Here is a 13,209-nt window from a genome sequence, read left to right on the forward strand (position 1 = left end):
TCCTCGAAGTCGAAGTGATTCTCACATGTGCGGAACGGAGTCCGGGATGTCGTAGAAAGTCGGGTGCCGGTAGACCTTGTCGCCGCTCGGCGCGAAGAACGGATCCTTTTCTGCCGGACTCGAAGCCACGATGTTCGCTGACGGCACGACCCAGATGCTCACGCCTTCGTTACGTCTGGTGTAGACGTCGCGCGCGTGGCGTAGGGCCATCTGATCGTCTGCCGCGCGCAGGGATCCGACGTGCACGTGGTTCAGTCCGCGCTTTCCCCTCAGAAACACCTCGTACAAAGGCCATTCGCCCCGCACCTGATCGCGCTGTACCTGATCGTTCTCGCTCATGATGTTTCCCCAGTCGTGCGATCGTGCGCGAGTCTCTCGCGCTGTGCAAAGGCGTACGCGGCGTCGCGAACCCAGGCCCCGTTGTCGTGTGCGGCTTTCCGATTGGTGATCCGCTCGACGCTCGCCGCTCCGTTGCCGCGGACCACGTCCATGAATTCGCTCCAGTCCGGCTCGCCGAAATCGTGTGCGCCACGCTCGGGGTTCCAGCGCAGGTCGGGATCTGGGAAGGTCACACCGAGTATCTCGGCCTGCGGTATCGACATGTCCACGAATCGTTGCCGCAGTTCGTCGTTCGTGTGCCGCTTGATGCGCCACTTCATCGACTGCTCGGTGTTCGGCGATTCGTCGTCCGGCGGTCCGAACATCATCAGAGCGGGCCACCACCATCGGTCGACGGCTTCCTGCACCATTGCCCGTTGAGCTTCCGTGCCGCACATCATCGTCGCCAACAGTTCGAAGCCTTGCCGCTGATGGAACGATTCCTCTTTGCACACACGGATCATCGCGCGCGCATACGGCCCGAAGGAGCTGCGGCACAGCGGAACCTGATTGCAGATAGCAGCTCCGTCGACCAGCCAGCCGATCACACCCACGTCGGCGTATGTCAGCGTCGGATAGTTGAAGATCGAGGAGTACTTCTGCTTTCCCTCGATCAGTTTGGTGGTCAGATCGCCACGATCGGCACCGAGCGTCTCGGCCGCGGAGTAGAGATACAGACCGTGCCCGGCTTCGTCCTGGACCTTCGCCATCAAGATCGCCTTGCGTCGCAACGAAGGCGCACGGGTGAGCCAGTTTCCCTCGGGCTGCATTCCGATGATTTCGGAGTGCGCATGCTGGGCAACCTGACGGATCAGAGTCTTGCGGTAGCCGTCCGGCATCCAGTCGCGAGGCTCGATGCGCTGGTCTGCCGCGATCGTCTCGTCGAACAGGTTCTGCAGGTCTTGTGGAGCTTCCACGTTGGTCATCGTACCTACCTTTTATTACCGAATGATCGGTTGGTAACTAGTATGCACCGAGGTGTCCCAGCACACAAGAGAATCTTTCGCCGCACCAGAAATCAGCGGCCCTCGAAAACCGGCTTCTGCTTCGACAGGAAAGCCGTGACTGCGCCTCGATGATCTGCCGTGGAACCCAGCTCCACCTGTGCGTTCGCCTCGGCCGCCAGCGTCTGGGAAAGCCCAGGAGCAACGGCACGGATCAGCGATTTCACGTGGGCGAAGGCCGCGGTGGGTCCGTCGGCAAGCCGACGCGCGAGTACCCGAGCCTCAGCTGCGACGTCCTCGTCGGCCACCACGCGATGAACCAAGCCCCACTCCAGCGCGCTCTGCGCGTCGAACTTGTCGCCGAGCAACATCAGGCCACCGGCGCGGCTAGGTCCGAGCGCGTGCACGAGCGCATGACTGAGCCCGGAGTCACTGGCCAGACCGATGCCGGTGAATGCCGTCGCAAAGCTCGCGCGAGCCCCCACGACACGGATGTCTCCGGCCAACGCGATTCCCAACCCGGCCCCGACGCAGGCTCCGCCGATACCCACCACCACCGGGACAGAGAGCGTCGACAGCGCCGTGACGATGGGGTTGTAGTGCGCCTCGACGGTATCCATCGCGTGCGCAGGATCAGCATCCAACGCTGCGGCGTGCTCGCCCAGATCCTGACCGACGCAGAAGTTCTTGCCTTCGGCGAGAATCAACACCGCTCGAACCTCTGCATCCGCGTGGACCTGCAGCAGCGCTTCGAGCAGCTGAGACTTCATTTCGCCGTTGACGGCATTGGCGGCCTCAGGTCGGTCGAGAGTGATTGTCACCAAACCTCGCTCGATCTCCAAGCGAATCACGTCAGTCATCGGTGTTCCTTTCGCAGGCAGTTCGGTTCAGCTCCATGTGTGAAAACCCTGTCCCGTCTTGCGCCCCAACTCGCCGCGAGCCACCTTCTCTCGCAGCAGTGCTGGAGGTGCAAATCGATCACCGAGCGTGCTCGCGAGGTGTTCGGCGATCGCCAGGCGCACATCCAACCCGACCAGATCTGTCGAACGCAGCGGGCCCATCGGATGCCGATACCCCAATTCCATTGCTCGGTCGATCGATTCCGCGTCCGCCACACCCTCTTCGAGCATGCGGATGGCTTCGAGCCCGAGACCGACACCAAGCCGGCTGGTTGCAAAACCAGGTGAGTCGTTGACGAGCACCTCGGCTTTGCCGAGCATCGACACCCATGCTCGTACCGAGTCGACAACCTCGGGGCGGGTCTGAGGCGCCCGGACGATCTCGACCAACAGCGACGCCGGGACTGGATTGAAGAAGTGCATACCGATGAACCGGCCCGGATCCGTCAGCGCTGCGCCGAGTTCGGCGATCGACATGGAACTGGTGTTGCTGGCGATCACGGTGCTTTCTCCGGCAACGGTTTCCGCAGCGGCGAGCACCTCGACCTTGAGGGCCGCAATTTCCGGGACCGCCTCGACGATCAGGTCGAGCGACGGTGGCAACGAGGTCACTGCGTCCACGGTGCTCACGCGCGCCAGCACCGTCGCGGGGTCCTGGTCGTCGAGTTTCCCTCGCTCGTGAGCTCTGTCGAGGCCGGCGGAAACACGCTGCAACGCGGCCGCGGTGTCGCCACTCTCCGCGATGGTGACCGCCCCGCCGAGACTGGCGAACACCTGGGCGATACCCGCACCCATGCGTCCACCGCCGATGACTCCGACGGTCTTCGGTGCAACTGCTTCAGTCATGATTTCTTCTCCAGGAAGGCCGTCATGCGATCGCGCTTGTCCGAACTCTCGAACAGGACGGCCTGGGCGATGTCGTCGGCAAACGGATGCGATCCCGGCGCATCGACGATGATCTTGGTCAATCGCAGTGCCAGCGGGGACAGTCGGAAAATGCGGTCGAGCAGCCGATGCGCTGCGTCGACGTGGCAGTTCGGTTCGGTTACCTCGACAACCAGGCCCGCTCGTAGCGCCTGCTCGGCGTCGAGGTTCCTGGCACCGAGGAGCACCTGCTTCGCGATCGAGACGCCGACGAGCTTCGGCAATCGATAGCTGGCGCCGGCGGCTGCCATTATGCCGAGATTGGGCTCCGGATTCCCGAAGACCGCCGTCGTTGTCGCGATGCGAATGTCGCAGGCGTAGGTCAACTCTGCCCCACCGCCGAGCGCGTAGCCGCTCACGGCGGCCACGGTGGGAAGCGGGAGCTTTCCGATTCGGTCGAACAGCGTGCGGTTGATACCCGCGAACGCTTCCTCTCGTCCGCGCTCTCGGAGCTCCGCGATGTCAGCGCCGCCTGCGAAGTGGTCGCCGCGCCCCGCAAGCAGGAGCAGCTTCGGATCCCGTTCGAGGCGTCCACAAACCTGATGCAGTTCGTCGATCATTTCCGCGTTGATCGCATTGCGTTGCGCGGGCCTGTCGAGGGTGACCACGACGCGATCCTCGCGCTCGTCCACGTGCAGGGTGTTCACATTCGCTCCTTCTCGCTCTTCTCCATTAGTAACCGAACATTCGGTCGTTTGGCAAGGGTGAGAACGAGGATGGTGCACAGCTTTGCCCGAACTGAGAAGATGGGGACATGACTACGGCACGCCCCACTCGACGCACCGGCCTCCCCGGACGTCCCGGCTACGACCTCGATTCGCTCCTGGCCGTGGCCGTGAAGGTGTTCAACGACAAGGGCTACGACGGCGCCAGCATGGAGGTGCTCGCCAAGAAACTCGGCATCACGAAGTCCTCGATCTACCACCATGTGTCCGGAAAGTCAGAACTTCTCGAACTCGCCCTTTCGCGTGCACTCAACGCCCTGTTTGCGGTCACGACCGAAGAGGGCGCCACCACCGGTCCGTACATCGACCGGCTCGAATACCTGGTCCGGCGCAGCGTAGAGGTGCTGGTCGCAGAGCTTCCATACGTCACCCTGCTCCTGCGCGTCCGCGGCAACACGACGGTCGAGCGCGCCGCGCTGGCTCGTCGACGCGAATTCGACAACTTCGTCGGAGGTCTCGTCGCGTCCGCCGCAGCGGAGGGAGACTTGCGCCCGGACATCGAACCAGCCCTCGCCAGCAAGCTGATGTTCGGCACCGTCAACTCACTGATCGAGTGGTACAAACCCCGAGCGGGTGAGTCCGTCTCCGACATCGCCGACGCGGTCGTCGCCGTCACTTTCGACGGACTTCGCAAGGCCTGACTCCAGGCAGTTCTGCCGAATCCTTGACAACGCGGCGTTACCGGGCGATCGTAATTACCGACCGAACGTACGGTGAGATGGAGTTGTCGTGAGCAGACTGTTGGAAAGCTATGTGGCCGGTCAGTGGTACGCCGCACCGGACGCAGGTACCCCGTTGCCGAGCGCAGTGGACGGATCGGAGGTGGCCCGGATCTCCGCAACCGGCATCGACCTCGCCGAGATGGTTACGTACGCCCGCGAGGTCGGCGGGCCTGCACTGTCCGCGATGACCTTCCACGAACGTGCCGGCGCGCTCAAGGCTCTCGCCCTCACGTTGATGGCAGGAAAAGCCGAGTTCTACACACTCTCCACTGCCACCGGTGCGACGATGCGAGATTCCGGGGTGGACATCGACGGCGGATTCGGGACCCTGCTGAGCTACGCGAGCAAGGCTCGGCGCGAATTGCCTGACAGCACAGTCTTTCTGGACGGAAACGTCGAGCCTCTCGGCAAGGGCGGAACCTTCCTCGGGCAACACATCTATACATCACGTCGCGGCGTCGCCGTGCAGATCAACGCCTTCAATTTCCCGGTGTGGGGGTTCCTGGAGAAGCTGGCACCGGCATTCATCGCGGGGGTGCCGTCCATCGTCAAACCTGCCAGTTCCACGGCATATCTCACCGAACTCGTCTTCCGGCGCATCATCGAGTCAGGCTTGCTCCCAGAGGGTTCCGTCCAACTGCTCTCCGGTAGTGCACGCGGCCTCCTCGATCACCTCGGCGGGCAGGACTCAGTGGCATTCACCGGATCCGCCGACACCGCGGCAACGCTGCGTGCTCACCCGAACGTCGTCGGCAAGGGCGTCCATTTCAATGCCGAAGCCGATTCACTCAACGCGTCGATCCTCGGCGAGGACGCCGTACCAGGAACGCCCGAATTCGATTTGTACGTCAAACAACTCGTCACCGAGATGACGGTCAAGGCGGGCCAGAAGTGCACGGCGATCCGGCGCGCCCTGGTCCCGCTCTCGCTGGTCGACGCCGTTGTCGATGCCGCATCCGAGCGACTGAACAAAGTGGTCGTGGGACACCCCGATGCTGATGGCGTCACTATGGGAGCTCTCGCCAGCATCGAACAGCGTGACGAGGTCTTGAAATCCATTCGCGGTCTGACGAAGTCGGCAACTATCGTATTCGGAGACCCGGACAACGTCGACGTGGTCGGTGCCGACGGCCAGTCAGGAGCCTTCCTTTCCCCAGTCCTTCTCCGGGCGGAAGAGAATGCGCACGAGGTACACGAACTGGAGGCCTTCGGACCCGTCAGCACCGTCATCGGATACGACGGCATCGATCATGCGATCGAACTCGCGGCCCGTGGCGAGGGAAGCCTCGTCGCCTCGGTGGTCACTGCCGACAGCGACATCGCACGTCGACTGGTGCTGGGTCTCGCAGCTTTTCACGGCAGAGTGCTCGTGCTGAACCGCGACGACGCCAAGGAATCCACCGGCCACGGCTCTCCCCTTCCAGTCCTCGTACACGGCGGTCCCGGCCGTGCCGGCGGCGGTGAGGAGCTGGGTGGCATCCGCGGAGTTCTGCACCACATGCAGCGGACCGCCGTACAGGGCACACCCGACGTCCTCACCGCAGTCGGCGAGCGCTGGTTCACCGGATCGCAGCGCACGACCGGATCCGAACATCCATTCCGAAAGAGTCTCGCCGAGTTGAAGATCGGTGACACTGTTGTCGGCGGTCCGCGCCAGGTCACACTCGCAGACATCGATCATTTTGCAGAGTTCACCGGTGACACCTTCTACGCTCACACCGATCCGGTGGCCGCTGCGGCGAATCCACTCTTCGGCGGCATCGTCGCGCACGGCTATCTTGTTGTCTCACTCGCTGCGGGCCTGTTCGTCGACCCGGCTCCCGGCCCGGTTCTCGCGAACTTCGGCGTGGACAGCCTCAGGTTCCTGACTCCGGTCAAAGCCGAAGACAGCCTGACGGTCACCCTCACAGCCAAGACCATCACACCTCGCAGCAGCGCCGACTACGGTGAGGTTCGTTGGGACGCCGTGGTGACGAACCAGGACAACGATCCGGTCGCGACATACGACGTCCTGACTCTGGTAGCCAAGACTCGCCCCGAAGGGAATTGAAAGCACATGACCTATCGAGTAGCAGTGTGTTACGGACGCCCCACCGATCCGGAGGCTTTCGACAAGTACTACAACGAGATCCACGTCCCGCTCGCCAGCGCAGTGCCAGGGCTCTCGGACTTCACGTTCAGCAAGTGCTCGACGCTGGACGGCTCCGATCCAGTCTTCTATGCCGTCGCCAACCTCGAGTTTCCCGATCTCGAGACTATGCAGAGCGGCCTGAAGTCCCCGGAGATGGGCGCCGCTGGAAAAGATGTCGCAAACTTTGCCACCGGCACGGTCGACATGTATGTCCAGGAAGTTGTCTCGGTCCTCTAGACCCCTGCAATTTCCCGATCACACAGGAGTTGTCTCGTGAGTACAGGAAGCATCACCGCCAGAGAGATGTTCGACGCGGACCAGGCATCGCAGGCACTCGGTATCGAGATTTCCGAGCTGGCGCCCGGTAGCGCAACCGTGACCGTCACCGTGGGCGAAACCATGGTGAACGGTCACGGAATCACACACGGCGGTTATGTTTTCCTGCTCGCGGACACCGCGTTTGCGCTCGCCTGCAACGGCTACGAGGATTCAGCCGTTGCAGCGCGCGCGGACATCAGATTTCTGCGTCCGACCCGTCTGGGCGACACCTTGACCGCGATCGCCACCGAGAAGGCTCGAGGCGGCCGAAGTGGGATCTACGACGTGACCGTTCGCAATGGCGACGCCGTCGTGGCCGAGTTCCGCGGCGACAGTCGAACCATCACCCGCTGAAATTCAGCCCACGGTGTATCAGCCCACGGTGTATCAGCCCACGACGGGAAGTTCGAGGGGGCCGGACCCGTCGGCGAAGATCGTCACCGGCATGCCCTGCAATCCCCCACGGAAACTGATGTCGCCACCGGTGATCGCGAGACGCACGGAATGCCCTGGCTCGAATCGGTGCACTATCGCCGGCATCGTCACCGGCACCGGCTGCGACGGATCACTGATGCGTATGGGCGCGATGAGTCCGTTGATCAGCGAGGAAGTTCCGTCCGGAGCCACGTCGTAGAGTTTCGCGAACACCACCGGCTGTCCGGGCGCCGCAACACGCAGCGTCACAGTGGGGGCTCCCACCACGTCCATCGCCTCGGTCATCGGCGCAGCGGTCCAGAGCGCCTCGGTTCCCGGAATCTGTGCATTCGGAATGTTTCCGGCCGGATTGATATTGAGTGGCTCTACGCCCGTCGGCAGCCCAGCCGGTGCGGTGACGATCGTCTTCGAACCCGGTATCACCGGCGTGCCGTCCGGTAGCAGTCCCCCGTCGGCGGACAGATGGAAGGCGCGAGCGGTCCCGACATCGACGGTGTCGGACGTCGCGTAGGCCGGTGCCGCGTTTCCCTCGTAGTCGATCCAGTTGCGGAAATACGCGAATTCCGGGCCGGTCTCCGTGTTCTCGTCCTTGAGGTAGTGATCGAACCAGTCCATGAAGCGACCGGTCTCGTACTGGGTATCCTCGTCGGGTGCGGAGAAGCTGAACTCGCCCGGCGCAGCGGCCAAGTGGCTGTGCCCCCACGAATGCCAAATCATCTTGGCATCGACGCCACGATCCTTCAGCGCGTCGTAAGTCGCGGTTGCCTCGTTCAGATCGAACAGGGTGTCCTGTTGCCCCTGAGCAAGCAGTACCGGAATGTTGATCCGGTCGACGAACGACGAGACCGACGACGCTCGGAGCTCACTCACTACTTGCGGTCCGATGTCGCCGGTCACCACCGCCTCGGCGATCGCGTTGCACATGTAAGGGACGTAGTTCGGGCAGCCGGGTAGCCGTGCGGGATCTGCGATGTAACCGTCCACACCGGGATTCGCGATGCCCGCGCCGAAGAGCAGCGATGCAAAGAGCACCTTCGCGGCTCCCGGCTCCGCAGTCGACACTCCGGAGATGATCCCGGTGCTGTTGGGCGCCAGAGAATACGAGAGATCGTTCCAGGTGATCATGGGGATGATCGTGTCGATACGGGGATCGACACTCGCGGCGGCGAATTGAATCCCGCCGCCGTAAGAGCCACCCGTCATTCCGACCCGCGGGTCGTTCGTCGACGGTGCACCGGTGTGATCGACGGAGTCCTGAACCACCGCGGTGAGCGCCGGATAGGGCTGCGTCAGAGCCTGATCCGTGAAGGCAATCCCTTCTTGGCCGCCGAGGAAGCTGACCAACTGGGAAGCGGCGACACCGTCGTATGCGGGAGAGTCGAGGGTGATCTTGCAACTCGTGCCGCCGAAACCCAATCCCGAATACGTCAGTCCGACATACCCGTTCTCGGCGAAGTTCTGCAGGGCAGGAATCTGGTCCTTGTACGAACCGCCGAACCCGTTGGTGGTCAGGATCGCGGGAGCTGGGTTGTCAGCGTCGACACCATCGGGAACAAAGAGTTCACCGACGACGGTGCACGGCGTCGAGAGTTCAGGCCCGACATCGACCGAGAAGTACAGCAGCTGTGACGAATACGAGCCGTTCGGTGAATCCGCGAGCGCCGGCGGCGAAAAGCCGAGGGCGCAAACCACGAGCGTGACGACACTGATCGCAATTCTCCGGCGCACCTGAAAACCGTACACCCGGATCTGTTCTCCACCAGCTCAATCCGGCGCGTGCCGCCAACGTTTTCTCGCGAAAGTCACGCCAGACCGAGCCGACCTCTACTTGACCGTCAAGGTGCCGCGCATGCTCGGATGATAGGTGCAGTGGAACGTGTACGTTCCCGGCTCGTTCGGCACCGTGATGGTTTCCGTCTCGCCGGCCTCGATGTCCTCACTGAACAGTCCTGCCGTATCGGACGTGACCGAGTGTTCGACGGTGTCGTTGTTCTGAATGGTCAGTACCTGACCAGGCATCACCGACTCCGGTGTCGAATACTCGAAGCCGCTGATCACGATTCCCATCGACGACGCTCCCGGCGTCGACATACCCAGAGGCATGCTCGGCATCGACATACTGGTCGGCATGCTGGTCATCGGCATACTGGTCATCGCCATGCCGTCGTGATCGGCCGAATCGTTGTCCGACGAATCGTTGTTGTCACTGCACGCGGTCAGTGCGAACACCGCCAGGATCAGCGCTGCGAGCACTGCGAGAATCCGCTTCATTGCTTCGCCTCCTGCTCGTTCCCCCGCAGTCTGCTGATTACCCGCCGCCTAGGGGGCCAAACAGCTCCGATGTGGTGCCTGCGGCGCTGATAGTGCACGATTTCTGCACCAGCTCCACTCGCGGACCGACACTGAAGGAAACAGCACAGATGGCCAAGAGCAAAACGTCGAAGGCAGCCAAGACGAAGGCGCCGGTAGCGTCAAAAGCACCCGCGGCGAAGGCGCCCGCAGTCCTCTGGAAGGACCTGCCGGACGAGCACGACTACCCGGCAGCCCGCGATTACCTCCAGTTGGGCGCGACGCCGGTTCAGGTCCAAGCTCTCGTGTACGCCCTCAAGACGGCGACGCTGGTCTCGAAGAAGGCCAAGGACATCCTGCGGGCTGCTGGGCTCCCTCTGCTTCCGGTCGACAACCCACACGTGGCTGCCGACCTGTTGAAGATCCGCAAGGGGATCGCGCTGTCGCCGATCCTGCTGGTGCAGGGAGACTTCCGCGCCGGAGTACCGGCGCAGATCGCCGACGGCTACCACCGTGTGTGTGCGAGCTACCACGTGGACGAGAACACCGGCATCCCTGCAAAGATCGCTCCCTCGACAGTGACGTCGTAGGTCGTCGATGACCTTCGGCATCCTTGCCCTCGTCGCGCTGGCCGGCATTCTCGGCCCGCTGCTCGGCGCTCGCGTCAGCTGGCATGTCCCCGTGGTGGTCGGCGAACTTGCCGCGGGCGTCGTCTTCGGTGTCACCGGTTTCGGGCTGCTCGACTCTTCGGACCAGACTTTCACGTTCCTGGCCGATATCGGATTCGCGCTCACGATGATGGTGGCCGGCTCACACGTCCCGGTTCGCGATCCGGCAGTCCGTGCGGCAATCGGCAAGGGTGCCGTTCGCTCGGTTGTCGTCGGACTTCTGTCGGTTGTTGCCGGCTACGGTGCGGCGACGGCATTCGGCACCGGTCACGCCGCGCTGTACGCGGTCCTGATCGCGTCGTCGTCCGCGGCGTTGATTCTCCCCATCGTCGATTCGCTGGGGCTCGGTGGAACCTCGGTTCTGCAGATGACTGCCCAGGTCGCGATCGCGGACACCGTCTGCATTGTTGCGCTGCCTTTGGTGATCGATCCGGACAATGCCCCTCGTGCCGGTGTCGGCGCACTGGCTGTGGCGGCGTGTGCGGTTGCCTTGTTCTTCGTACTGCGAGCCTTCCACCGGTCCGGCCATTGGCGAAGGCTCCACAAATTCTCGGAGAAACGAAAGTTTGCACTCGAACTCCGGATCAATCTGGTGATCCTCTTTTCTCTGGCAGCGCTGGCGTCGAGCACTCACGTGTCGATCATGCTCGCGGGCTTCGCCTTCGGGCTCGTTCTTGCCGCGATCGGTGAACCCCGCCGCCTCGCCAAACAGCTCTTCGCCATCACCGACGGCTTCTTCGCTCCCCTCTTCTTCGTCTGGTTGGGAGCGGCGATCAATCTGCGCGACCTCGTCACCCATCCGTCCGCCATCTGGCTCGGATTGGTCTTGGGCGGAGCAACTCTCGTGGTTCACGCCGCGATACGCGCCCTCGGTCTCCCGCTCCCTCTCGGCGTGCTGTCCGCCGCACAACTGGGAGTACCGGTTGCCGCAGTTACGGTGGGCACTCAATTGGGGGTGATGGGCGACGGTGAACCCGCAGCCATCCTCCTCGCCGCCATGATCACGATCGGTGCAGCAACGCTGGCGGGTGCTGCCGCGTCGAAAGCTGGTCTCACGAAGCCTGCTTGACCGCGGCCCTCTCCACCGTCAGCAAGCTCTCCTCCGAATGTTCGGCGTGATACGCCGCGCCGCCGCCGCGGACACCGAAGAGTCGCTTGCTCCAGATCAGCCACACGACGGCAGCGATGTTCACCAGCAGCAACCCGGCCCTCAACCACGTGATCTTCTCGGTCAATTCGTAGATTTCGAGGGGCAGGAACAAGCTGGTCGCCACCACCGCGAAGTACTCGCCCCAGCGTTCGACCATCCACAGGCCGACTGCCTCGATCACTTGAAGGCCGGCGTAGACCAACAGCCCGACTGCGATCCAGGTGAGCGTCGTAGCGGACAACGAAAACGCCTGCTCGATGTGATGGACCAGTTTGGAATCGTCGATGTTCCAGCCCAATTGACGGGCAAGTGGCCTGATCAACGGCAATTCGTTCTCGAAGGCGTCCTCAGCGCGACCCTTCGACGATCTCAGTTCGAACACACCGATCGCCAGAAGAACCAAACCCAGAGCGCGGAACATTCTCTCGGTGGCGAGAAGTCGCATGATCAACCGGTCGCGAAGCAGCCTCCCCCGCGGAACCTCGGGGGCGGCGTCCGCCGGTCCCGATGCTCGGGGCGCTCCCGGGACGAAGTTGCCGCAACGTAGGCACCGCCATGCCTGACCCACCGCAGTATCCACATGTAGTCGATCCCGCAGTTCCGGTTCGTCCGGAGCGTAGGTCTCGTGACCGTGCCAACTGCACGAGCGCAATGCGAAGTCCACGGGTGAACTCTATGCCGCATATGCCCGGTAGCGTGGATACCCGCTGACCGTGCACTTCGAACGATGAGGATTCCGATGACAACCACCAAGATCGAAACCCGGCATGGCGTCATGGCAGTCGACGACAGTGCCACCGACGGTTTTCCGGTTGTCTTCATCCACGGGAACTCGGCCAGCCGCTCCATCTTCCGTCATCAGGTCGACGCCGACTGGGCCGGCGACTACCGCATGATCACTCTGGACCTACTCGGCCACGGCGACTCCGAGGACGCGAGCGATCCCGAAGCCGCATACACGCAGAACGGTTACGCCGACGCCATCGTCGATGTTCTGACCGAACTCGGCGTCGAAAGAGCCGTTGTCGTCGGCTGGTCGCTCGGCGGACACATCGCTCTCGAGTTGATCGCGAAATTCCCCGGGCTCACCGGAATCGTCATCACCGGTACGCCGCCGGCAAATCCCGAGACGCTCGGCGACGCCTTCAATGCCGGCGACGGATTGTCCATCGGCGGCACCGAGGTCATCACCGCGCAAGAAGCCGAACTCTACGCACGAATGACCGCCGTTCCCTTCGAGCAGGCTGCCCTCGACGCCGCGATACGCACGGACGGACGCGCTCGCAAGATCATGTTCGACGCATTCGGCGCCGGCCGCGAATCGGATCAGAAGGCTCTGGTTGCAACGGCGTCTGTGCCTCTCGCGGTGATCGACGGCGCCGAGGACCCGTTCGTGAACACGTCGTATGTCGCGTCGTTGACCTTCGCGAATCTCTGGGAGGGCACGTATCACGTGATTCCCGGTGTGGGGCATGCAGCGTTCTGGGAAGCCCCTGAGGTGTACAACCGACTGTTGCAACGATTCCTCGGCAGTTTCGCACAGTAACCTGCTGGACAACCTGCTGGACGCGGCGTCCTATGAGATAGAAGCCACTCGACAATCCGGCCATGTCCGGATCATTCATC

General features: G+C 62.9%; 15 protein-coding genes. 7 read left to right on the forward strand and 8 right to left on the reverse strand.

Annotation, left to right across the window (positions count from 1 at the left end; all coding sequences use genetic code 11):
* Window positions 1–21: 21 nt before the first annotated feature.
* From paaB to G9U53_RS05315, 5 genes are all read right to left on the reverse strand, one after another.
* The gene (paaB, locus tag G9U53_RS05295; protein ID WP_007730622.1) at window positions 22–339 is read right to left on the reverse strand and encodes a 1,2-phenylacetyl-CoA epoxidase subunit PaaB; all 318 of its coding nucleotides are present in this window, start codon (window positions 337–339) and stop codon (window positions 22–24) included.
* Window positions 336–1,304, reverse strand: a complete 969-nt coding sequence (paaA, locus tag G9U53_RS05300) for a 1,2-phenylacetyl-CoA epoxidase subunit PaaA (RefSeq protein ID WP_165638409.1) — start codon at window positions 1,302–1,304, stop codon at window positions 336–338. Before paaA ends, paaB begins: the two co-directional genes overlap by 4 nt.
* Before the next feature lie 92 nt (window positions 1,305–1,396).
* The gene (locus tag G9U53_RS05305; protein ID WP_165638410.1) at window positions 1,397–2,182 is read right to left on the reverse strand and encodes an enoyl-CoA hydratase-related protein; all 786 of its coding nucleotides are present in this window, start codon (window positions 2,180–2,182) and stop codon (window positions 1,397–1,399) included.
* Between the two features lie 27 nt (window positions 2,183–2,209).
* Window positions 2,210–3,067 (reverse strand): 3-hydroxyacyl-CoA dehydrogenase family protein, encoded by an 858-nt coding sequence (locus tag G9U53_RS05310; RefSeq protein WP_007730617.1) that lies wholly within the window; start codon window positions 3,065–3,067, stop codon window positions 2,210–2,212.
* On the reverse strand, window positions 3,064–3,792 hold the full coding sequence (locus G9U53_RS05315) for an enoyl-CoA hydratase/isomerase family protein (RefSeq protein WP_165638411.1): 729 nt from the start codon (window positions 3,790–3,792) through the stop codon (window positions 3,064–3,066). Before G9U53_RS05315 ends, G9U53_RS05310 begins: the two co-directional genes overlap by 4 nt.
* A gap of 107 nt (window positions 3,793–3,899) precedes the next feature.
* Here G9U53_RS05315 and G9U53_RS05320 point away from each other — a divergent pair, with 107 nt between their 5' ends.
* The 4 genes from G9U53_RS05320 to paaI all read left to right on the forward strand — a co-directional run bounded on the left by G9U53_RS05320 (window position 3,900) and on the right by paaI (window position 7,395).
* Window positions 3,900–4,511 (forward strand): TetR/AcrR family transcriptional regulator, encoded by a 612-nt coding sequence (locus G9U53_RS05320; protein ID WP_007730612.1) that lies wholly within the window; start codon window positions 3,900–3,902, stop codon window positions 4,509–4,511.
* An 88-nt stretch (window positions 4,512–4,599) separates the two neighbouring features.
* Window positions 4,600–6,642 (forward strand): phenylacetic acid degradation bifunctional protein PaaZ, encoded by a 2,043-nt coding sequence (paaZ, locus tag G9U53_RS05325; RefSeq protein WP_165638412.1) that lies wholly within the window; start codon window positions 4,600–4,602, stop codon window positions 6,640–6,642.
* A gap of 6 nt (window positions 6,643–6,648) precedes the next feature.
* A complete protein-coding gene (locus G9U53_RS05330) occupies window positions 6,649–6,960 on the forward strand; it encodes an EthD family reductase (RefSeq protein ID WP_007730606.1) in 312 nt (103 codons plus the stop codon).
* A 66-nt stretch (window positions 6,961–7,026) separates the two neighbouring features.
* Window positions 7,027–7,395 (forward strand): hydroxyphenylacetyl-CoA thioesterase PaaI, encoded by a 369-nt coding sequence (paaI, locus tag G9U53_RS05335; protein ID WP_165638554.1) that lies wholly within the window; start codon window positions 7,027–7,029, stop codon window positions 7,393–7,395.
* Window positions 7,396–7,428: 33 nt separating this feature from the next.
* Here paaI and G9U53_RS05340 read toward each other — a convergent pair whose 3' ends face one another.
* Window positions 7,429–9,204 (reverse strand): CocE/NonD family hydrolase, encoded by a 1,776-nt coding sequence (locus G9U53_RS05340; protein ID WP_333822365.1) that lies wholly within the window; start codon window positions 9,202–9,204, stop codon window positions 7,429–7,431.
* Window positions 9,205–9,300: 96 nt separating this feature from the next.
* Window positions 9,301–9,747, reverse strand: coding sequence for a cupredoxin domain-containing protein (locus G9U53_RS05345; protein WP_054187525.1), 447 nt, complete (start codon window positions 9,745–9,747; stop codon window positions 9,301–9,303).
* A gap of 149 nt (window positions 9,748–9,896) precedes the next feature.
* Here G9U53_RS05345 and G9U53_RS05350 point away from each other — a divergent pair, with 149 nt between their 5' ends.
* Together G9U53_RS05350 and G9U53_RS05355 are read left to right on the forward strand one after the other, a co-directional pair.
* Window positions 9,897–10,355: a hypothetical protein gene (locus G9U53_RS05350; RefSeq protein WP_223304555.1), complete on the forward strand. Its 459-nt coding sequence runs from the start codon at window positions 9,897–9,899 to the stop codon at window positions 10,353–10,355.
* Window positions 10,356–10,362: 7 nt separating this feature from the next.
* On the forward strand, window positions 10,363–11,502 hold the full coding sequence (locus G9U53_RS05355) for a cation:proton antiporter (protein ID WP_030536077.1): 1,140 nt from the start codon (window positions 10,363–10,365) through the stop codon (window positions 11,500–11,502).
* Here the strand turns inward: G9U53_RS05355 and G9U53_RS05360 are convergent.
* Complete coding sequence (locus G9U53_RS05360; RefSeq protein ID WP_003943067.1) at window positions 11,486–12,247, reverse strand: DUF2127 domain-containing protein; 762 nt, start codon at window positions 12,245–12,247, stop codon at window positions 11,486–11,488. The two genes, G9U53_RS05355 and G9U53_RS05360, sit on opposite strands and share 17 nt — an antisense overlap.
* Window positions 12,248–12,322: 75 nt before the next feature.
* Here G9U53_RS05360 and G9U53_RS05365 point away from each other — a divergent pair, with 75 nt between their 5' ends.
* Complete coding sequence (locus tag G9U53_RS05365; protein ID WP_165638414.1) at window positions 12,323–13,129, forward strand: alpha/beta hydrolase; 807 nt, start codon at window positions 12,323–12,325, stop codon at window positions 13,127–13,129.
* Window positions 13,130–13,209: the final 80 nt, after the last annotated feature.

It is taken from the genome of Rhodococcus sp. D-46 (assembly GCF_011290655.1).
In the GTDB taxonomy this organism is placed as follows: domain Bacteria; phylum Actinomycetota; class Actinomycetes; order Mycobacteriales; family Mycobacteriaceae; genus Rhodococcus_F; species Rhodococcus_F qingshengii.